This is a genomic window from Brevibacterium sp. 50QC2O2 (assembly GCF_024580675.1).
Lineage (GTDB): Bacteria > Actinomycetota > Actinomycetes > Actinomycetales > Brevibacteriaceae > Brevibacterium > Brevibacterium moorei.
On record NZ_JANIJZ010000005.1, the window covers coordinates 35,771 to 54,724 of the forward strand.

The window sequence follows — 18,954 nt, forward strand, 5'->3', positions numbered from 1 at the left end:
GACCCCATGCACGGTCATGCTCCCGCACACCTTTCCACCGAGCCGGACGGGCGGATCTGGCGCGTCCTCGCCGACCCTGCCGCGCCGGCCGCCGGTACGGGCCCGCTGGACGGATTGCGCCTGGCTGTCAAGGACATCATCGCGGTGGCCGGACAGCAGATCGGGGCCGGTAATCCCACCTGGTTGGCCGAGGCTGGGGTCGAAACCGTGTCCAATCCCGCTGTGGCGGCGCTCTTGGACGCCGGCGCCCGGCTGCGGGGAGTGGCGCGGACCGATGAGTTCGCCTACAGCATCGCCGGGCGCAATGAACACTACGGGGCGCCGCCGAACGGTGTTGCCTCCGACAGGATCTCCGGGGGTTCCAGCTCCGGATGCGCCAGTGCCGTGGCCTTGGATCAGGCGGATATCGGCCTGGGCACGGACACCGCAGGATCGATCAGGGTGCCCGCTTCCTACCAGGGTCTGTGGGGCCTGCGCACAACGCACGGCACGGTTCCGCAGACCGGAGTGCTGCCGCTGGCCCAGGAGTTCGACACCCTGGGGCTGTTGACCCGGGACCCCGACACCTTGGAAGCCGCTGCTCGGATACTGCTGAGTGGGACCACCGGAGCCGGGCTGCCCCTGCTGGTGGCACGGGAACTGGTGGAACTGTGCAGCCCGGAGACGCAGGCCGCCTTCGCCGCCCTCCTGGCCGCCGGCGTCCCGGTCCGGGAGACCACCCTGGCCGACCATGGGATCCCCCACCCGATCGAACTCCAGGAGCTGTTCAAAACGGTACAGGCCGGGCAGGCCGCGGAGAACTGGCACGGCTGGATCGAGGCGCATCCCGGAGCGCTGGGCCCCACCATCGCGGGGCGTTTTGCTGCGGCCCTGGCCACGCCGGCCGCTGACATCGCGGCGGCGCGCGCTCGACTGAGCGGTGTTCGCTCCGCAATCCGCGAGCTGAGCGAAACCGGCGTCCTCATCCTGCCCACCGCCCCGGGGCCCGCCCCGCTGAGTTCGGCGGACGAGGCGGACCTGGAGTCGGACCGGACCGCGACCCTGCGGCTGACCTGCCTGGCCGGCCTCGGGGGACTGCCGGGGCTGAGCGTACCGGCTCTGGACCCTGGGGACGGGGACGATCCCACCCCCGTCGGCATCTGCCTGGTGGGTCCGCGCGGTTCCGACCTGCAGCTGATCGAACGGGGACGGTCCCTGGCGGCCCTGGCGCGCTAGACCGTGGTGGACTCGGCGCCCAGGTGGGCCACCGCCTCGGCGAAGGCGCGCAGGCCCAGTGCCACGTCCGGGGCGGAGACGTCCTCGGCTGGAGCATGGCTGATCCCGTCCGGATTGCGCAGGAACAGCATGGCCACATCCGTCAGCGCGCCGATCGTCATCCCATCGTGCCCGGCCGGGCTGAACAGGGCGGCGGGGCCGGAGGCATCGGCGAAGTCGGCAACGGTCGATCCGATGCCCTCCCTGATCATGTCCTGCAGCGGGGCCGCGCACTCCAGGGCCGCCGCACTGTAGAATTCGCGGGCGCTCCAGCGCAGGCCGCGCCGGGCGCAGATCGCGTCGAACTCGGAGCGGATGCGCTCCCAGGTGTCGTCCCTGGCCGTGTCGAACTCGCCACGCAGGTCCAGGCTGAACCGCGCCTGTCCGGGCACCACGTTGACCGCTCCGGGGAACAGTTGCAACTGCCCGACGGTGCCGATGATGTGGTGGGCGTTCGCGCAGATCCGCTCCACCGCCAGGGCAGCCTCGGAGGCGCCGAGCAGGGCATCGTGCCTGGCGTCGTACGGCGTGCCACCGGCGTGTCTGGCCTCCCCGTCGACGGTGATCTCAAACCGCTTGCCCGAGGCGATCGAGGACACCACGGCCAGGGGCTCGCCGCGGCGGTCCAGGTACGGGCCCTGTTCGATATGGGCCTCGAGGTAGCCCACCAGGCGATCGGCGGAGTGGGCTGCCCGGCCGATCGCAGTGGGGTCCAGGCCGAAGTCCAGATAGGCCTGCCGCAGGCTGACCCCCTGTTCGTCGACCATGTCGAGCCAGGACTCCTCGAACTGGCCGGCGACTGCGGCCGAGCCCATCAGCGCACGGCCGAACCGGGTGCCCTCCTCGTCGTTGAAGGCGGCGACTTCAATGGCGAAGGGGAAGGGGGAGACACTCCGCCCGCCCTCTTTGACGGCCAACAGCCGGACCACCTCGATGGCCATGAGCACCCCGACGATGCCGTCATAGCGCCCAGCGTCCTTGACCGTGTCCAGGTGGGAGCCCAGCAGCAGGGCAGGAGCCTCAGGATCACGGGCGGGCAGTCGGCCCAGCTGGTTGCCCGCGGCGTCCTGCCAGGTGGTCATGCCCGCCTGCTGCATCCACTCGGCGGCCAGGGCATTGACCTTGGCATGCTCGGGCGAGAGGTAGACGCGGGTGATCGACCCCGGGGTCGAGGTGATCAGTGCCAGTCGGTCGCAGCGCTCCATGATCCGGGTGGTGGCCCTGGCCAGCACCTCGGCGTCCAGGCCCAGCCGTCCCGCCTGTGGGAACGCGTGTGTGAAATCCTGTTCACTCATCCCGCAAATACCTCCTGGGCCGCGGCGATTGCCTCATCGGCCGAGTTCGGCATCCCGTGTGCCCCCAGGGTCGCGGAGAGCGCTGCGAGGGTGGTCAGCACGGTGTCCTTGCGGGCATTGTAGCCCATGGTGCCGATGCGCCAGACACGTCCGGCCAGGGGGCCGAAGGAGGTGCCGATCTCGATGCCGAAGTCCTCGAGCAGCCCCGCGCGGACGGCATCGCCGTCGACGGTTTCGGGGATCACGACGCCCACCACGTTGTTCATCCGGTGTGCCGCCTCGCCGAAGAGCTCGAGTCCCAGGGACTGCAGTCCCGCGCACAGCGCGCCTCCGGCCAACCGGTGGCGCTCCACCACGGCGTCAGGCCCCTCCTCGACGAAGAGCGCAGCGCATTCCCTGGCCGCATAGAGCATCGAGGTGGCCTCGGTGTGGTGGTTGAGGCGCCGCGGTCCCCAGTAGTCCAGGATCATGCCCAGGTCGAAGTAGTTCGAGCGGATGACGTCCCCGCCGGCTGCGGGATCGTCGGCTTCGCGGATTCCGGCCTCGATCCGGGAACGGGAGCGGATCGTTTCGACCGCACGCGGGGACAGGGTCAGAGGAGCCGAGCCGCTGGGCCCGCCCAGGCACTTCTGCAGGCCACAGGTGGCGGCATCGAGCCCCCAGGCGTCGGCGTGGAACTCATTGCCGCCCAGGGATGCCGTGGCGTCGGCGTAGAGCAGCGCGCCGAAGCGCTCGCACAGCCGTCCGAACTCCTCCAGTGGTTGGTTGATCGTGGTGGAGGTGTCGCCCTGGACTGTCGCCACTAGCTTCGGGCGCACGCTGCGCAGGGCCTCGGCGAGGCGGGAGGTGGGCACCGTAGTTCCCCACTCGGCCTCGAGGGTGTGGACCTCGGCTCCCGCCCGCTGGGCGATTTCGACGAGCAGGTGGCCGAAGCGTCCGAAGACGGGGACCAGTACCCGGTCGCCGGGGGAGATGAGGGATACCAGGGCGGCCTCGATCCCGGCACGGGCGGTGCCGTCGATGAGCACGGTGGCGTCATTGGCAGTGTCCCAGACCGTCCGGTACAGCTCCTGGGTTTCGGACATGGTGTCCGTCATGAACGGGTCGAACTGGCCGATCAGCGGGGTCGACAGAGCGCGCAGCACCCGTGGATAGGGGTTGATGGGTCCGGGGCCCATGAGAAGTCGGGTGGGCGGGTCCAGGGGCGGGATGGGTGCCGATGTCATATGAGTTCCTTTCCAGTGCGGGTGAGCACGGCGGCCGGGCCGGTGCCGTGCGCGGGGTCCCAAGCGGGCGCCCCATAGAGGTAGGTTGCGCGGAAGCTGCCGGTCAGGTCAGAGCCGAGCCAGGGCGAAATGGTGTTGCGGTACAGCAGATCGGCTGCGCGCAGGGTGTACGGGCTACCGGGGGAGAAGACTGTCATGTGGGCGGCGGCGCCCACGGCGATCCGGCCGCGCACCGGCAGTTCGCCGGTCCCATCGAGGCCGACGAGGGCTGCGGGGCCGGTGGTGAATAGCGGCAGAATCCTCTCCAGTCCGATGCCGCGGTCCCGCGCTGCGGTCCAGACGACGGATAGGCCCGTCTGCACGCCGGCGATTCCGCCCCAGGCCTGGCCCAGGTCGGGATTGTCCTTGAGTTCCGCCGTGGCGGGGGAGTGATCGCTGACGATGGCATCGATGGTGCCGTCGAGCACCCCCTCCCACAGTCCGTCGCGATTGGCCGCGTCGCGGATCGGCGGGCAGCACTTGAACCTGCCCTGGCCCGGTGGGATCTCCTCGGCGCACAGGCTCAGATAGTGGGGGCAGGTCTCCGCAGTGATGCGCACCCCGGCGCGTTTGGCGCGGCGGACCACGTCCAGTGCCTCTGCGGCGGCCAGATGGACCACGTGGACGCGCGCCCCGGTGCGCCGGGCGGCGTCGACCAGGATCTCGATCGCCTCGACCTCGGCGCGCTGCGGCCGGCTGGCGGCGAAGGCCGGATAGTCCGGTCCCGAGGCCTCGCCGAGCAGGTGCGCGAGTTCGGCGTGTGCGATCAGCAGTCCGTCCACCCGCGCGAGTTCGGTCATGGCGGCGGTGATCTGGGCGGGGTCCAGGTGACCGAACTCGTCGATTCCGCTGGGCCCCATGAAGCATTTCACGCCCACCGCGCCGGCGTCGAGCAGTTCCGCCAGGCTCCCCAGGTTCTCTGGGACGGCGCCGCCCCAGTAGGCCAGATCGCAGGCGAGTTGTCCGCCGGTGGCCTCCCGTTTGACGGCCAGGGCGCGGGGTGTAGTAGTCACCGGCAGGGAGTTCAAGGGCATATCGCAGACAGTGGTGACACCGCCGGCCAGGGCCGCCGCAGTCCCTGTGGCGAACCCCTCCCAGGCGGTGCGGCCGGGCTCGTTCAGGTGCACATGGGTGTCGACGAGGCCCGGTAGCAGGACCGCGTCGGAGGCGAGCACGACCTCGGCGCCCGGATCGAACGGGTCGATGGCGGCGACGGTGCCGTCCGTGGCGATCCGGACCGTGGCGGGTCGGAAGGACCCGTCGAGGTAGGTGCGTTCGGCGGCGATCGATGCGGGTGGGATGAGGCGGTCTGGCATGTCTTCCTCGCTTCCTCCACCGGCCGCGCCGGTGGATCAGTTGTTCGTCAATACGTCGGACATCGCCTCGAGCGAGGGGATCCGGCCCTGTTCGATATGGGCGTAGACGGCAGCCTCCGCGAGTTTCCGGTTGCCCGAGGCGATGATCTCGGTGAGCTCTTGGTGTTCGGCGTTGGCCAGATGGGGATCGCGGTTCCTGGTGAGGTAGAACAGCCAAGCCATGCGGCCGCTGGTCGCGCGCATCAGATTCGACAGCAGGACGTTGCCGGCGGTGTCGACCATGATCTGGTGGAAATGGGCGTTGGCCTCGGCCACCTCCAGTTCGTCCCCGCCGATCAGCTTCTCCCTGGTGATCGCAAATGCCTCGCGCAGGTCGCCGATCGGGCCGCCGCGGCCGATCAGCTCGGCTGCGTAGCCGGCTGCCGCCGGTTCGAGGGCCAGGCGCGTATCGAACAGATCGTGGACGTCCTTGGTACTCCACGTCTCCACGATCGCCCCGCGGCGGGGCTGGGAACTGATGAAGCCCTCGCCGGCCAGCTTGGGCAGGGCCTCGCGCAGTGGGATCCGGGAGACCTCGAGTTCGGCGGCGAGCCGTTGCTCGGTGATCCTGGTTCCCTGGGGCAAGTCCCCCGTGATGATCCTGCGGCGCAGTAGCGAGTAGACCTGGGCGGACAGGCGTGGATTGTTCTTCTCGGTGCCGGACAGTGGCAGTTCGTCCCTCATAGGCGCCCAAGCCTATACGCTCAGGGGCGCGGGTCCGCCGAGTCGACTCGACACCGGCCAGGAGGGGCGGAGCTTGGTCGCATGGGGCGGGGTGTAGACGCCGGCCTTCGAGGTCTGTTTGCCCATTCTGACCAGTGCTTCGGCGAAGCCGACGGCTGCGGCCACCCCGTCGACCACCGGCAGGCCCAGCAGGCTCTCCAGAGCGGTGTCCAGGCCTGCCATGCCAGCGCAGCCCAGGACGATGACATCGGCGCCGGCCGCGATGAGCGGTTCGGCCTCGACGGCCAGCCGGGCTGCTGTGGATTCGGGATCGCCGTGGGCCTCGAGCACGGGGATCCGGGCGGCCCTGATGCCGACGCAGCGCTGCAGCTGGCCCGTGGTCAGCAGGGTGTCCTCGATTCCGCCAAGAGTGGGCGCCAGAGTCGTGACGATGCCGTACTTGCGGCCCAGCAGCTGCGCGGCCATCACCGCAGCCTCGGTGATGTCGACGACCGGTGCCCGCAGGAGCTGTCGGGCACCCTCGCGTCCGTGTTCTCCGAACCCGGCCATAATCACCGCATCGTAGTCATCGCCGTGGACGCCGAGCACGTCCAGCACGGCGGCCGCGCTGATGAAGCTGTCGTAGTAACCCTCGGCCGATTCAACGCCCCAGTCGGGTTCGACGACCCGGACCTCCACATCCTGGGCGGCCACGGCCCGCGCTCCCGCTGCGATCGCAGCGCTCGTCGCCGCGGAGGTATTGCAGTTCACCACCAGTAGTCGCATGGGTCACTCCTTTATGCCTATTTGTATACAACTAGAGCCATCTTAGGAGGGGTAGATTACGGCTCGGTTAACCGGAGTCCTGCGCTAGGCCTTGCCACATAAGCTATGAGCATTTTGCAGGACGGTAACGAGGCGAAACTCACATGTAACAATTCCTGGCTAAGTTGTATACAAATCAACTCGAGTTCTTCACCTCCAGGAGGCCATATGGCGAATTACCTGCTCCGGCGGCTCCTCCAGGCGCTCTTCACGATCTTCGCGGTCGTGAGCATCACATTCGTGTTCGGACGGATCGCGGGCAATCCCGCCGCGCAGATGTTGCCGGAGAACGCCAGCCCAGAACAGATCGCCGCGCTGAGCTCGAAGCTCGGCTTCGACCGGCCCTACTTCGTGCAGTACCTGGACTACCTGGGAGGGATCCTGCACGGCGACTTCCAGGACTCCTACCGGATGACGGGGCGGTCCTCGATGGGGTTGGTACTCGAACGGCTACCCGTCTCACTCCATCTGGGCCTGACCGCTCTGGCCCTGGGCCTGCTGCTGGCATTCGCCGCGGTGCTCGTCATGCAGTACTCCCGCAGCCGCTGGCTGCGCTCGGCACTGCTCACGGTGGGCTCGCTGCGCGCCTCGATCCCCGACTTCTTCTTCGGCCTGATCCTGGTCCTGGTCCTGTCGGTTCAGCTGGGGCTCCTGCCCTCGCTGGGCAATGCGACCCCGCAGGCGGTCATCATGCCGGCCATCACCATCGCCACCGCGCAGTTCGTCGTGTACATGCGACTGCTCGACTCGTCGATGACGGAGGAATCCGGCGCCGACTACGTGCGCACGGCTTACGCCCGCGGCGAGAACCCCCGGTTCGTCATGCTGCGCGAGGTCATGCCCAACGCCGTACTGCCGGTCCTGACGGTGGCGGGGATGAACCTCGGCGCATTCCTCGGCGGCCTGGTGCTCATCGAGAACGTCTTCGCCTGGCCCGGCCTGGGCCAGCTGATCGTCAACGGCGTCTACTCCCGTGACTTCCCGGTCGTCCAGTCCGGGCTCATCATGGTCGCCCTCCTGTTCGTCCTGGCGAACATCCTGGTCGACTTCGTCCAAGCTGCCCTCGACCCGCGAGTGAGGCTCTCATGACAGTGATCGACACACCCACGCCCGCCCGGCCGCGGCGCAGAACCGGATTCCGTCTGGCCGACGACTGGCAGTACCTGCTGGGGGCGGCCATGCTCGTAGTGTCCGTGGCCTTCGCCCTGCTCTACCCCCTGCTGCCGGGCTACGACCCGTACGGACAGGACCTCACAGCCAAGTTGCTGGGACCCGGAGCGGGAGGACACCTGCTGGGCACCGACAACTTGGGCCGCGACACAGCATCCAGGCTGGCACTGGCCGGCCGGGTCACGCTGCTGATCGTCGCCATCGTGGTGATCGCCAATGCCATCCTGGGCATGATCATCGGCACCGTGTCCGGGTACTTCGGCGGCAAGATCGACAACGTCCTGATGGCCCTGGCGGACGTCCAGCTGGCCATGCCGATGATCCTGGTCCTCACGGCGCTTGCCGCGGCCCTGGGCCCCGGTGTCGTATTGATGGTCGTGGTGCTGGCCCTGACCTACTGGGTCGGATACGCCCGCGTGGCCCGGACCACAGCGCGCAGCCTGCGCCAGCGTGACTTCGTGCTGGCACCCAAGCTGCAGGGCGCCAGCACGACCCGGATCCTGCGCTCGCATGTCATCCCCAGCGTGTTCAAGCAGATGCTGATCCTGGCAAGCACCGATATCGGAGCGGTGATCCTGTTGATGTCGGCCTTCGACTATCTGGGGCTGGGCGTCCAGGCACCACTGCCCAGCTGGGGCTCGATGATCGGGGACTCGCAGAAGTACATGCGCGAACAGCCCTGGCAGGCGATCATCCCGGGCATCGCGATCTTCCTGGTCGTCTCCGGGGTCAATCTGTTCAGCCAACGGTTCACCGGGGAGAACGGCCAGGGGCCGATCCGCCGGATGCGCAAGAAAATCAGGAGGTCATGACAATGGCAGAGCCCATCCTCGAAGTCGAAGAACTGTGCATTGGATACCGGGACCGGGACGGGGAGGTCGTGCAGATCGTCGAGACCGCGTCCTTTGCCCTGTACGAAGGGGAGACCCTGTGCCTGGTGGGCGAATCCGGCAGTGGCAAGTCGGTGACGGCACTGGCGGTGCTGGGCCTGCTGGCCCCGCCTCTGGAGATCCTCTCCGGCAGCATCCGCTACCGCGGGACCGAGTTGACGGAACTGGACGAGGGCCGGATGCGCAGGATCCGTGGCAAGGACATCGCCATGGTGTTCCAGGACCCGATGACCAGCCTCAACCCGGTCAAACGGGTGGGGGACCAGGTCGGCCGGGCGATCAGGGCCCATGATCCGAAGCTGCCGAAGGCCAAGGTCGACGACCGCGTCAGGGAGATCCTGCACAGCGTCGGGATCAAGGACGTGGACGACCGGGTGCGGACCTACCCGCACCAGTGGTCCGGGGGCATGCGCCAGCGCGCGGTGATCGGCATGGCCATGGCCAATGATCCCTCCGTCCTGCTGGCGGACGAACCGACGACGGCCCTCGACGTCACGGTGCAGGCCCAGGTCATCGAGACCCTGGCCGCCCGGCGGCGGGCCACCGGGGCGGCAATGTTGATGATCACCCACGATCTTGGCCTGGTCGCCCAGATCGCCGACCGGGTCGCGGTGATGTACGCGGGGCGGATCGTAGAGGAAGGGACGGTCTGGGATGTCTTCGACCATCCCACGCACCCCTACACGCAGGGGTTGCTGGGCAGTCTGCTGACCACGGCCAAACTGGGCCAGCGGGCCTATGCGATCCCCGGCTCCCCGCCGCCGGTGCAGGACCGGCCGGCCGGCTGCCCATTCGCGCCCCGGTGCGAGAACCCCCTGAAGAACGAGGCCTGCGGCACCGGGCGGCCTGTGCCCGTGACCCTGGGGCCCACCCACACTGCGGCCTGCCTGCACGTGGCACAGGAAGAGGCGGCATGACGGCGGTAGTCGAAGCCGTGGTGGGGGCGGCCCCCGTGGCGATCCACGATCTGCGCGTCGAGTTCTCCACGCGCAAGGGACTCAAGAGGAGCGTCAACCGCGCCGTGGACGGAGTGGACCTCGAATTGCGACGGGGCGAGACCCTGGCGCTGGTGGGGGAATCCGGCTGTGGCAAGTCCACCCTGGTGCGCACCCTGTTCGGCCTCAATCCCATTGCCGGCGGGCGCATCGAACTGTTCGGCCACGACATCGCGAAGATCAACGGACGCGAACGCGTGGCCCTGCACCATCGCATCCAGATGGTGTTCCAGGATCCGTACTCCTCGCTCAACCCCAACCACACGGCACACGACATCGTCGCAGAACCCCTGCGCATCAACCACTGCTACAGCAGGGCCAGAGTGGTCGACACCCTGGCCAGGGTCGGCCTGGACGAAAGCGCCCTGGGAAAGCGGCCCCGGGAGTTCTCCGGCGGCCAGCGGCAGCGGATCGGCATCGCCCGCGCCCTGGCCCTCGACCCGGAGGTGATCGTCCTGGACGAACCGGTGTCCGCCCTGGACGTATCCGTGCAGGCGCAGGTGCTCAACCTGTTGGAGGACCTGCGCCGGGACCTGGGACTGTCCTATCTGTTCATCGCCCACGATCTATCGGTGATCAGGCACATCGCCACCCGGGTCGCGGTCATGGACCAGGGCAGGATCGTCGAACTGGGGAGCCGGGACGATGTCTTCAACAGTCCACAACAGCCCTTCACCAAGACCCTGCTGGAATCAGTGCCCGAACCAGACCCGCACAGCCGACCGACCACAGCCCAGCCCCATCCAAGGAGACAATCATGAAAGCCCCCAAGACCCGCGGTCTCATCGCCGCACTGACGGCCGCCACCGTGCTCGCCCTGAGCGCTTGCGGCGGCTCCGGTTCCTCCGGCGATAAGCCGACCGAGATCACCGTTGCACAGGTGACCGAACCCAGTAAGACGGCCGAACCCATTATGGACGGTTCGCTGGTCGGCTACAGCCTGTACTACGGGATGTTCGACGCCCTGACGATCCTCACCGCCGACGGCAAGATCGTGCCGCGCCTGGCCACGGAATGGGAGTCGTCCAAGGACTTGAAGACCTGGACCTTCCACATACGCGACGGCGTGAAGTTCAGCAATGGGGATCCGCTGACGGCCCAGGACGTGGCATTCACCTACAACACGATCCTGAACACCCCCGACTCCTCGCCGCTGAGCTATATGAAGCCGCTCAAGAGCGTCGAGGCCAAGGACGACGCCACCGTCGTGTTCAAGCTGCACACGCCGTTCGCCCCCTTCCCCTCGATCACCACCTCGGTCTCGATCGTGCCGCAGAAGGTCTATAAGGAACTGGGCAGCGCCAAGTTCGCCGAGGCGCCCATCGGCTCGGGTCCGTACAAGTTCGTCAGCCGGACCGTGGGCGTGGACTACGTGATGGAGCGCAACCCGGATTACTGGGGCGAACAGGCCGAGTACGACAAGGTGACGTTCCAGACGGTGGCCGATGAGGACGCCCGCCTCAACGGGGTGCTGTCCTCGAGTCTGAACGTCGCGCTGATATCCCCGAACCAGACGGAATCCGTGACGGGAACCGCCAAGGTCGAAGCGCAGGAATCCAATGGTGTGACCTTCTTCGGGATCAACAGCACCAAGGGACCGCTGGCGAAGAAGGAGGTGCGCCAGGCGATCGACCTGGCGATCGACAAGAAGGCGCTCGTGGACAATGTGCTGGACGGACACGCGACGGAGGCCACGCAGATGATCGCCCCGAAGGTGGCCGGTTACGATGCCTCGATCAAGGCGGGGGAACACAATGTGGACAAGGCCAAGGAACTGCTGAAGTCGGCCGGCTACGACAATGAGCCGATCACCCTGTCCTACGCCACGGCGGGCCGGATCCCGCTGAGCGAGGAGATCGCCCAGGCGACCCAGGAGATGCTCAAGAAGGCCGGGATCAATGTGAAGATGGAGGGCATGGATCAGTCGACCCTGAGCCAGCGGATCTACACCGATGAGAACATGGCCGGCATCTACCTCAACACCTATGCGCCATCGCAGATGGACGGCGATCCGGTGATTGAAAGCATGTTCGCCGGAGATGCCAATGACTACGCCAAGGAGGACAAGACCAAGGAGATGGTCATGAAGACCAGGCGGACTTCCGGGGAACAGCGGGTCAAGGCCTACGGTGAACTGATGCGCTACAACGCGGACAATGCGCTGCTGATCCCGCTGTTCGTGCCCGAATCGAACTATGCGGTGTCCGAAAACGTCGACTTCACCCCGCGGGCCGACGACCTGGCACTGTTCTTCCCGATCAAGGGGGCCGAGGCCAAATGACGACGCGGGTCAGGGCCGGTCATCTTCTGGCCTGGAACGGAACCGATCATGTCATCCTGGCGGATGCCGAACTCGTCTACCGGGGCGAGGAGATCGTCTACGTCGGACAGAGCTGGGACGGAGAGGCCGACGAGGAGATCGACGCGTCCACCTCGCTCGTGATGCCCGGTTTCATCGACCTGGACGCTCTGACGGACATCGACCACTGCCTGCTGGACTCCTGGGCCGACAGGTCGACCTCGGGCGGCTACAACTGGTCGCCGGACTACGCTGCGGCACCCCACGGGGTCTTCACCCAGGAGGAGCGGGCCACGGTGCGGGAGTTCGCGATCGCGCAGCTGGCCCGGCACGGGGTGACGACCTTCATGCCGATCGCATCGGAGGTGCACTCGGACTGGGCGGAGACCTATCAGGACTTCGTGGACGTGGCTGAGATCTCCCAGCGGATCGGTCTGCGCGGCTATCTGGGGCCGTCATACCGTTCCGGGGTCAACGTCAGCGATGCAGGCGGCGGGGACGTCTACTACGCCACCGAGCGCGGACGTGTCGGGTTCGAGGACGCAGTGGCCTTCCTGGACTATGCGGACGGTCTGGAGACCGATCTGGTTCACGGCACCCTGCTGCCGTGCCGGATCGAGACCCTGAGCATGGAACTGATGCGTGAGACCGCCCGGGTGGCGCGTGAGCGCGATGTGTTCGTCCGCCTGCACTGTCTGCAGGGCGCCGGCGAGGTCCGCTTCACCCAGCGGGAATGGCAGCTTGGCGTCGTCGACGCCCTCGCCGAGGCCGGCCTGTTGGAGGCCAAGCTGTTGATCCCGCACGGGCGCGAACTGGGCGACCTGCGCGATCCGCAGGTCGCCCAGGGGCCCGATGTGCGCCGACTGGTGGAGGCCGGGGTGCCGATCATCCACTGTCCCCTGACCTCGGCCAGGTATGGCAGTGGACTGCTGACCTTCGAGGCCTATCTGGCCGCAGGGCTGCACATGGTGCTGGGCACCGACTCCTTCCCTCCTGACCTCATCAGGGGCATCGACGTGGGGGTCCAGGTCGGGAAGATCCTGGGCGGGTCCCTGGCCGCCGGCCGGGTCGACTCCTATGTCCGGGCGGGGACCTCGGCGGGTGCCGATGCTCTGGGCCGGCCGGATCTGGGCAGACTGTCCCAGGGTGCCAAGGCGGACTTCATCGTTGCCGAACTGGGTGACTTCGCCATGGGCGTGGTGGAGGACCCGGTGCGCACTCTGGTGGTCAACGGATCGGGGCGCGACATCGTGCGCACCGTCGTCGCGGGCCGCACCGTGATGCTCGACGGTCAGGTGCTGGGAGTGCCGGACATGGATGGGCTCAAGTGCCGGGCGCAGGGCCTGTTCGACAGGATGCGGGCGGCCTACACCGAACGCGATCACGCACACCGGGGGACCGAGGAGCTCTTCCCGGCCAGCTTCGAGAAGGGCAATGGCAAATGACAGACCTGATCATCGAAAACGTCCGTCCCTGGGGCGGGGATCCCGTTGACATCACCGTGGCCGCCGGAGTGGTGGCGGCGGTGGAACCGAGTGGGGCCGTACCGCCGGAACCGGTGGACACCGCCCGGCTCGACGGGGGCGGGCGGATGATCTTCCCGTCCTTCTCCGATGTCCACGTTCACCTCGATTCGACGCGGATCGGGTTGCCGTTCCGTCCCAACGACTATGAGCGCAAGAACCTGTGGTCGAGTATCCAGAACGATCGGGACCACTGGCGCAGCGCCGAGGCCCCGGTTTCCGAACGGGCCACGGAGACGCTGGGCCGGGCGATCGCACACGGGCTGACCAGGGCCAGGAGCTATGCGCAGATCGACGCCGATTGCGGGCTGGAGAGGTTCGAGGGGGTCGCAGCCGCACGGCGGGCCCACAACGTGCGGGCGGACGTGGAAATCGTCGCCTTTCCCCAGGCCGGCATGCTGTTGGAGCCGGGGGTGCCCGCTCTGCTCGACGAGGCTCTGGGCGCCGGTGCCGATATCGTCGGCGGGATCGATCCGTGCGGGCTCGACGCCGATCCGAAGGGTCAGCTGGATACGGTCTTCGACCTCGCCCTCAAGCACGAGGCCCGAATCGACATCCACCTGCACGAGCCGGGGGAGCTCGGCCTGTTCTCGGCCGGGCAGATCGTCAAACGGGTCAGGGCGCTGGATTACAAGGGCAAGGTCACCCTGGCCCATGCGTTCTTCCTGGGACAGATCGACGAAGGGCAGCGAGCCGCCTTCCTCGAGGAGATGCGGGAGCTGGACATGGCGGTCACCACGATCGCGCCGGGTTCCCGCGGCGATCTGCCGCTCAAGGAGATCCGGGAAGCCGGGGTGAGGATGGGACTGGGCCAGGATGGACAGCGCGATTACTGGTCGCCGTATGGCAATACCGATATGTTGGATCGGACCTGGCAGCTGTCCTTCACCAACAATCTGCGGCGCGATGCGGATATCGAACTTGCGCTGGAGACGGCGACGCTGGGCGGTGCGCGGGTGATGGATGCCGGACTGCGGTTCGGCCCGGCACGCGGCTTCGACGTGGGGGACGCCGCCGACTTCGTATTGGTGCCCGGCCAGTACCCGGCCGAGGCCGTGATGGACCGTCCGGCGGGCCGGACGGTCGTCCACGCCGGTGCGGTGGTGGCCGACGCCGGGGAACTGCTTTGAGCACCCGGCTGCTGACCTCGGAGGAAGTCGAAGGGCTCATCGGTCCCGCCGATTTGTTCACGGTACTTGAAGAGGTCCACCGTGGGATCGCAGTCGGCAGGGTGCTCCAGCCCGTTCCGGACGCCCTGGCGGCCGAGGACGGGGATCCGCACACCCAGCCGGCCGCGATTCCCATGCTGGCCTGTGATCTGGGCTCCGGGGACGTCGTGGTCAAGGTGCTCGCCGATGCTCCGGGGAACCGGAGCCTGGGGCTGCCGGCCCAGCGCTCGAGCATCCAACTGATCGATTTCGCGACGGGGGAGTGCCGGGGTGTGGTCGACGGTCGGGCGCTGACCCGGCTGCGCACCGCGGCGACCACTGCGGTCGCCACCCGGGCCCTGGCCCGCTGTGATTCCCGCACATTGGCCCTGTTGGGTGCGGGGGCGCTGGCGGTGGAACACGCCAGGGCGCTGTGCGCCCTGCGCGAGTACGGCGGCCCGGATTTCGAACAGCTCGTCATGTGGTCGCGGACGCGGGAGCGTGCGCAGCGGGCAGCGCTGGAACTGCGAGATCTGGGGGTGCCGGTCCAAGTGGTGGGCACTGCGGAGGATGCGGTCGAACGGGCCGATGTCGTGTGCACCCTGACGCCGGCCGTCGAGCCGTTCGTGCGCGCTGAGTGGTTGCGCCCTGGGACGCTTCTGGCCGCCGTCGGGTCCCCGCCCCGCCCGTTCTTCTCCGAGGTCCTGCCCGAGGTGTTCGCCCGGGCGGACACGATCGTCGTGGACAGGCGGGAGTTGGCCCTGCGGGAGTCCGGCAACGTGCGCGGCGCCGTTGCCGCCGGGGTGCTCGATCCGGCCGGGTTGACCGAGCTGGGCGACGTCCTCGCCGGCCCCGTGGAGATCGGGGATTCGGCGCTGCGGGTGTTCAACTCGGTGGGGATTGCGGCCCAGGATTTGGCGGCTGCCAGGTTGGTGCTGGGACTGGCGGAGGAAAGTGGTGTCGGTCAAACCGTTTCGCTTCGACAGTAGGGCAACCTCACTTTTGAGTTAGGCTGGTTATGGATCCGGAACCTGCGCGTTTGCGCACCGATGCGGTGCGAAAACGATGGACTCCCGATTGATTCTGCGGGAATGTTCTTCGGTTCGGATTTGTCTTAGAACATGTACTCACAAGGCACGAAGCAGATTGAAAGGTCTGAGAACATCATGGCTGAAAACAAGGTTGCACTCGTCACCGGTGCAGGTCAGGGCATTGGCCGCGGCATCGCGCTGAAGCTGGCCGCCGACGGCTTCGATATCGCCGTCGCCGACCTCCCCTTCCAGGAGGAGAGGGGCCGCGCGGTCGTCAAGGAGATCGAGGACCTGGGCCGTAAGGCCATCTGGGTCGCCGCCGATGTCTCGAAGCGCGATCAGGTCTTCGCCGCAGTCGATGCGGCCGCCGAACAGCTGGGCAGCTTCGATGTCATCGCGAACAACGCCGGCATCGTCCAGGTCAAGCCGATCGACGACATCACGACCGAGGACCTGGAGAAGATCTTCAACATCAACGTCTTCTCCGTCATCTACGGCATCCAGGCCGCCTCCGCGAAGTTCAAGGAACTGGGCAAGGAGAAGGGCAAGATCATCTCCGCCTCCTCGATCGCCGGCATCAAGGGCTTCCCGATCCTGGGTGCCTACTCCGCCAGCAAGTTCGCCGTGCGCGGTATTACGCAGGTCGCCGCACAGGAACTGGCCCCGCGTAACATCACGGTCAACGCCTGGGCCCCTGGCATCGTGGGCACCGGAATGTGGGACACCATCGACGAGGAGATGGGCAAGCTCAACGGCAAGGCCAAGGGCGAGAACCTCAAGGACAACGTCGAGGCCATCGCCCTGGGTCGTATCGAGACCCCCGAGGACGTCGCGGGCGTCGTGTCGTTCTTCGCCTCCGACAATGGCGACTACGTCACCGGCCAGACCCTGCTGGTCGACGGCGGCATGCTCTACAACTGATCGCAGCCGATCCTGTAGCCGGGTGCCCCGACCGGATTCCCCTAGCGGGAATCCGGTCGGGGCACCCGTTCTATGTCTGCAAAATCTCCAGCCAACCCTTGTTCGGCACCGTGCGCGCCGAGTCTGATTCTGCCGCTCAAGGCCTCGATCGATCGGAGACCTTCGAGTTCAAGCCCTGCAGCCAAGGGAAACTGACAGAGCGGGATGGGCCGGAAGACTTCATCAGCTGGTCGCCCAGACGAAACCGTGGGGACGAAATCTGCGCAACCGGGTGACGAGCGCGCGAAGATAGGGCTGAACGATACGGGCCTGCGGGAATTCTGCGGGGTCGGTAGGCGTTCCATGGGCGTATGAACACGTACGAGGAGGTACAAGTCATGACGCGGCAACAGCCGATCGCCCGTGGCAGTGAAGCAGATTTCCAGGCAACCCAGGACCTGACCCAGACCGAGGCCGCGCGGTACGGTGACGAGGCCATCGTCCAGCCCGACGGCACGCACCTGATCATCAACGAGGAAGCCGTTGCGCACGACAACCCGCCGCGCGTTTCGGATTCCGGTGTGGACCAGTGGACGGATCCGAAGACGCAGAAGGGCCCGGGCCCGGCGAACGAGGAATAGGGTCCCTACAGTGTGGGCCGAGGCCCGGAAAACGCTTGACCTGCGATATCGCCTCTCGCATGATGAGTGCGTCAGATGTTACACACGTCACTCACAATGGTGTGAGGAGCAATATCGATGGTGTCGAAATCAGTCTCCCGGGGTCACCGTGCCCTGTTCGGTCTTACCGCGGCCCTGACCGCAACGGCTCTTGGCCTGTCCGCCTGTACGACGGGTTCAGGGGCCTCCGGTAAGACGGGCAAAACCGATACAATCCGCACGGCCATGCTGGCCGACCCCAATACCTTCGATCCGACGAAGGTGTCGGGGGTGTCCGCCTATCAGAGCGGTTCACTGCTCTACGGCACCCTGGTCTACCAGGACCCGGATGATGCCCTGGCCCCTGGTATCGCCAGCGAGTTCAACGGTGAACCGAAACATCAGGAATACACGATCCGCGAGGGCCTGACCTGTGCGGACGGGACTCCTCTGACCGCGACGGTGGTCAAGAACTCATTGGATCATTTCGCGAAGTCCGGGCAGAAGTTCCTGGCCTTCGGACCGTCGACGCCGAAGATCAGCGCAGACGATGACACGCGCAAGGTCAGCGTCGACCTGGACGTCGGATGGGCCAATGCGGCCCGCGGACTGACCATGGTGGAGTCGGCGATCGTGTGCCCCGCAGGACTTGAAGATCCGGAGGGAATGGCGCAGGGCACGGTCGAAGGAGCGTTCTCCGGGCCGTACACGCTCACCGACAATAAGCCGGGTACCGCTCTGGAATTCACCCTGCGCGAGGACGGCTACACCTTCCCCGAATACAAGAACGAACTGGCGGGGACGCCCCCGAAGAAGATCAACTATGCGATCAACGGCGATCAGAACGCGGTGGCCAACGGCCTGTTGACCGGCACCTATGACGTGGCGAATGTCAGCGGTGAGGCCATGACGCGCTTCGACGGCAAGGACGGTTTCCTGACCGAACGCTACCCCTCGGCGACCCTGTTCGTGCTGTTCAACGAGCGCCCGGGCCGAATGATGGCGAAGAAGGAGAATCGGGTGGCGGTCGCGCAGGCATTGAACCGCAAGACCTTCACCCAGACCACCAGTGGTGGCCTCAGCGATGTGTTCAACAGTTTCGTCAGCGATGACGTCGAATGCGCGGTGACCGATGATTCGTCCGTGATCAAACAAGACGATGCGGCGGCGAAGAAAGTTCTGGCGGGGCAGAAGATCAGACTGATCGGCACCCAGTCGGTGGGACCCAACGGTGCGGGTAATTCCTATGTCGCCCAAGCCCTGGAGGCCGTCGGCGCCAAGGTGGATGTGAAGATCGCCGATAACACCACCTGGGCCGCCGAAACCTATAAGGACTCGTGGGACGTCACGGTAATGGCCTCACTGAACCTCAGCCGCACCATGCCCGGTGGACTCAATCCCTTCGTCGGGCTCAGCGTCGACGACGGCGGGCGCAATATCACCGGTGCCGTGCATCAGAACATCGTCGATCAGCAGTTGGCCGGGATGGCCACGGACGATGCAGGCGAGCGCTGCAAGATCTACGGACAGATGCAGCACAGCTTGAACCGGGACGCTGTGGTCATTCCGCTGTCCGCGGTGACGACTCAGATCACCTCACGCGAGGGCTTCAAATCGATCCGCGCCAACGGCACCGTGCCGGTGGTGGCGATGCGGATCACCGAGTAGGGAAGTCGGAATAT

17 protein-coding genes are annotated in these 18,954 nt (G+C 66.8%); 12 read left to right on the top strand and 5 right to left on the bottom strand.

The window, feature by feature from the left end:
* Positions 1-6 precede the first annotated feature (6 nt).
* Positions 7-1,215 (top strand): amidase family protein, encoded by a 1,209-nt coding sequence (locus tag NQ038_RS05640; RefSeq protein ID WP_257062007.1) that lies wholly within the window; start codon positions 7-9, stop codon positions 1,213-1,215.
* Here NQ038_RS05640 and NQ038_RS05645 read toward each other — a convergent pair.
* From NQ038_RS05645 to NQ038_RS05665, 5 genes are read right to left on the bottom strand one after another with little or no spacing between them, the layout of a single operon-like run.
* A complete protein-coding gene (locus NQ038_RS05645) occupies positions 1,212-2,549 on the bottom strand; it encodes an allantoate amidohydrolase (protein WP_257062008.1) in 1,338 nt (445 codons plus the stop codon). The two genes, NQ038_RS05640 and NQ038_RS05645, sit on opposite strands and share 4 nt — an antisense overlap.
* Complete coding sequence (locus NQ038_RS05650; protein WP_257062010.1) at positions 2,546-3,775, bottom strand: alanine--glyoxylate aminotransferase family protein; 1,230 nt, start codon at positions 3,773-3,775, stop codon at positions 2,546-2,548. The genes NQ038_RS05645 and NQ038_RS05650 overlap by 4 nt, the downstream gene beginning before the upstream one ends.
* Positions 3,772-5,130 (bottom strand): allantoinase AllB, encoded by a 1,359-nt coding sequence (gene allB, locus NQ038_RS05655; protein ID WP_257062011.1) that lies wholly within the window; start codon positions 5,128-5,130, stop codon positions 3,772-3,774. The genes NQ038_RS05650 and allB overlap by 4 nt, the downstream gene beginning before the upstream one ends.
* Positions 5,131-5,166: 36 nt before the next feature.
* Entirely contained in the window at positions 5,167-5,853 is a 687-nt protein-coding gene (locus NQ038_RS05660; RefSeq protein WP_257062012.1) for a GntR family transcriptional regulator, read from the bottom strand.
* Between the two features lie 12 nt (positions 5,854-5,865).
* The gene (locus NQ038_RS05665) at positions 5,866-6,618 is read right to left on the bottom strand and encodes an aspartate/glutamate racemase family protein (protein ID WP_257062013.1); all 753 of its coding nucleotides are present in this window, start codon (positions 6,616-6,618) and stop codon (positions 5,866-5,868) included.
* Positions 6,619-6,825: 207 nt separating this feature from the next.
* Between NQ038_RS05665 and NQ038_RS05670 the strand changes: the two genes are divergently transcribed.
* From NQ038_RS05670 to NQ038_RS05720, 11 genes are all read left to right on the top strand, one after another.
* Entirely contained in the window at positions 6,826-7,746 is a 921-nt protein-coding gene (locus NQ038_RS05670) for an ABC transporter permease (protein ID WP_257062014.1), read from the top strand.
* Positions 7,743-8,639, top strand: coding sequence for an ABC transporter permease (locus tag NQ038_RS05675; protein WP_257062016.1), 897 nt, complete (start codon positions 7,743-7,745; stop codon positions 8,637-8,639). Before NQ038_RS05670 ends, NQ038_RS05675 begins: the two co-directional genes overlap by 4 nt.
* Before the next feature lie 2 nt (positions 8,640-8,641).
* Positions 8,642-9,634, top strand: a complete 993-nt coding sequence (locus NQ038_RS05680) for an ABC transporter ATP-binding protein (RefSeq protein WP_257062017.1) — start codon at positions 8,642-8,644, stop codon at positions 9,632-9,634.
* Complete coding sequence (locus NQ038_RS05685) at positions 9,631-10,473, top strand: ATP-binding cassette domain-containing protein (RefSeq protein WP_257062018.1); 843 nt, start codon at positions 9,631-9,633, stop codon at positions 10,471-10,473. Before NQ038_RS05680 ends, NQ038_RS05685 begins: the two co-directional genes overlap by 4 nt.
* The gene (locus NQ038_RS05690) at positions 10,470-11,993 is read left to right on the top strand and encodes an ABC transporter substrate-binding protein (protein ID WP_257062020.1); all 1,524 of its coding nucleotides are present in this window, start codon (positions 10,470-10,472) and stop codon (positions 11,991-11,993) included. The genes NQ038_RS05685 and NQ038_RS05690 overlap by 4 nt, the downstream gene beginning before the upstream one ends.
* Positions 11,990-13,456, top strand: a complete 1,467-nt coding sequence (locus NQ038_RS05695; RefSeq protein ID WP_257062021.1) for a chlorohydrolase family protein — start codon at positions 11,990-11,992, stop codon at positions 13,454-13,456. The genes NQ038_RS05690 and NQ038_RS05695 overlap by 4 nt, the downstream gene beginning before the upstream one ends.
* Positions 13,453-14,664, top strand: coding sequence for an amidohydrolase family protein (locus NQ038_RS05700; protein WP_257062023.1), 1,212 nt, complete (start codon positions 13,453-13,455; stop codon positions 14,662-14,664). The genes NQ038_RS05695 and NQ038_RS05700 overlap by 4 nt, the downstream gene beginning before the upstream one ends.
* A complete protein-coding gene (locus NQ038_RS05705) occupies positions 14,661-15,671 on the top strand; it encodes an ornithine cyclodeaminase family protein (RefSeq protein WP_257062024.1) in 1,011 nt (336 codons plus the stop codon). The genes NQ038_RS05700 and NQ038_RS05705 overlap by 4 nt, the downstream gene beginning before the upstream one ends.
* A 177-nt stretch (positions 15,672-15,848) precedes the next feature.
* Complete coding sequence (locus NQ038_RS05710) at positions 15,849-16,634, top strand: acetoin reductase (RefSeq protein WP_257062026.1); 786 nt, start codon at positions 15,849-15,851, stop codon at positions 16,632-16,634.
* A 377-nt stretch (positions 16,635-17,011) separates the two neighbouring features.
* Positions 17,012-17,254 carry a hypothetical protein gene (locus tag NQ038_RS05715; protein WP_257062027.1) on the top strand — a complete coding sequence of 81 codons (243 nt, stop codon included), beginning with the start codon at positions 17,012-17,014 and terminating at the stop codon, positions 17,252-17,254.
* Positions 17,255-17,371: 117 nt separating this feature from the next.
* A complete protein-coding gene (locus NQ038_RS05720; protein ID WP_257062028.1) occupies positions 17,372-18,940 on the top strand; it encodes an ABC transporter substrate-binding protein in 1,569 nt (522 codons plus the stop codon).
* The last annotated feature ends 14 nt before the right edge of the window (positions 18,941-18,954 follow it).

What these genes read in the sequence shown, in the direction of transcription:
- NQ038_RS05640 (WP_257062007.1), top strand. Translation starts at nt 7, where the DNA reads ATGCACGGTCATGCTCCCGCACACCTTTCCACCGAGCCGGACGGGCGG.
- NQ038_RS05645 (WP_257062008.1), bottom strand. Translation starts at nt 2,549, where the DNA reads ATGAGTGAACAGGATTTCACACACGCGTTCCCACAGGCGGGACGGCTG.
- NQ038_RS05650 (WP_257062010.1), bottom strand. Translation starts at nt 3,775, where the DNA reads ATGACATCGGCACCCATCCCGCCCCTGGACCCGCCCACCCGACTTCTC.
- allB (WP_257062011.1), bottom strand. Translation starts at nt 5,130, where the DNA reads ATGCCAGACCGCCTCATCCCACCCGCATCGATCGCCGCCGAACGCACC.
- NQ038_RS05660 (WP_257062012.1), bottom strand. Translation starts at nt 5,853, where the DNA reads ATGAGGGACGAACTGCCACTGTCCGGCACCGAGAAGAACAATCCACGC.
- NQ038_RS05665 (WP_257062013.1), bottom strand. Translation starts at nt 6,618, where the DNA reads ATGCGACTACTGGTGGTGAACTGCAATACCTCCGCGGCGACGAGCGCT.
- NQ038_RS05670 (WP_257062014.1), top strand. Translation starts at nt 6,826, where the DNA reads ATGGCGAATTACCTGCTCCGGCGGCTCCTCCAGGCGCTCTTCACGATC.
- NQ038_RS05675 (WP_257062016.1), top strand. Translation starts at nt 7,743, where the DNA reads ATGACAGTGATCGACACACCCACGCCCGCCCGGCCGCGGCGCAGAACC.
- NQ038_RS05680 (WP_257062017.1), top strand. Translation starts at nt 8,642, where the DNA reads ATGGCAGAGCCCATCCTCGAAGTCGAAGAACTGTGCATTGGATACCGG.
- NQ038_RS05685 (WP_257062018.1), top strand. Translation starts at nt 9,631, where the DNA reads ATGACGGCGGTAGTCGAAGCCGTGGTGGGGGCGGCCCCCGTGGCGATC.
- NQ038_RS05690 (WP_257062020.1), top strand. Translation starts at nt 10,470, where the DNA reads ATGAAAGCCCCCAAGACCCGCGGTCTCATCGCCGCACTGACGGCCGCC.
- NQ038_RS05695 (WP_257062021.1), top strand. Translation starts at nt 11,990, where the DNA reads ATGACGACGCGGGTCAGGGCCGGTCATCTTCTGGCCTGGAACGGAACC.
- NQ038_RS05700 (WP_257062023.1), top strand. Translation starts at nt 13,453, where the DNA reads ATGACAGACCTGATCATCGAAAACGTCCGTCCCTGGGGCGGGGATCCC.
- NQ038_RS05710 (WP_257062026.1), top strand. Translation starts at nt 15,849, where the DNA reads ATGGCTGAAAACAAGGTTGCACTCGTCACCGGTGCAGGTCAGGGCATT.
- NQ038_RS05715 (WP_257062027.1), top strand. Translation starts at nt 17,012, where the DNA reads ATGACGCGGCAACAGCCGATCGCCCGTGGCAGTGAAGCAGATTTCCAG.
- NQ038_RS05720 (WP_257062028.1), top strand. Translation starts at nt 17,372, where the DNA reads ATGGTGTCGAAATCAGTCTCCCGGGGTCACCGTGCCCTGTTCGGTCTT.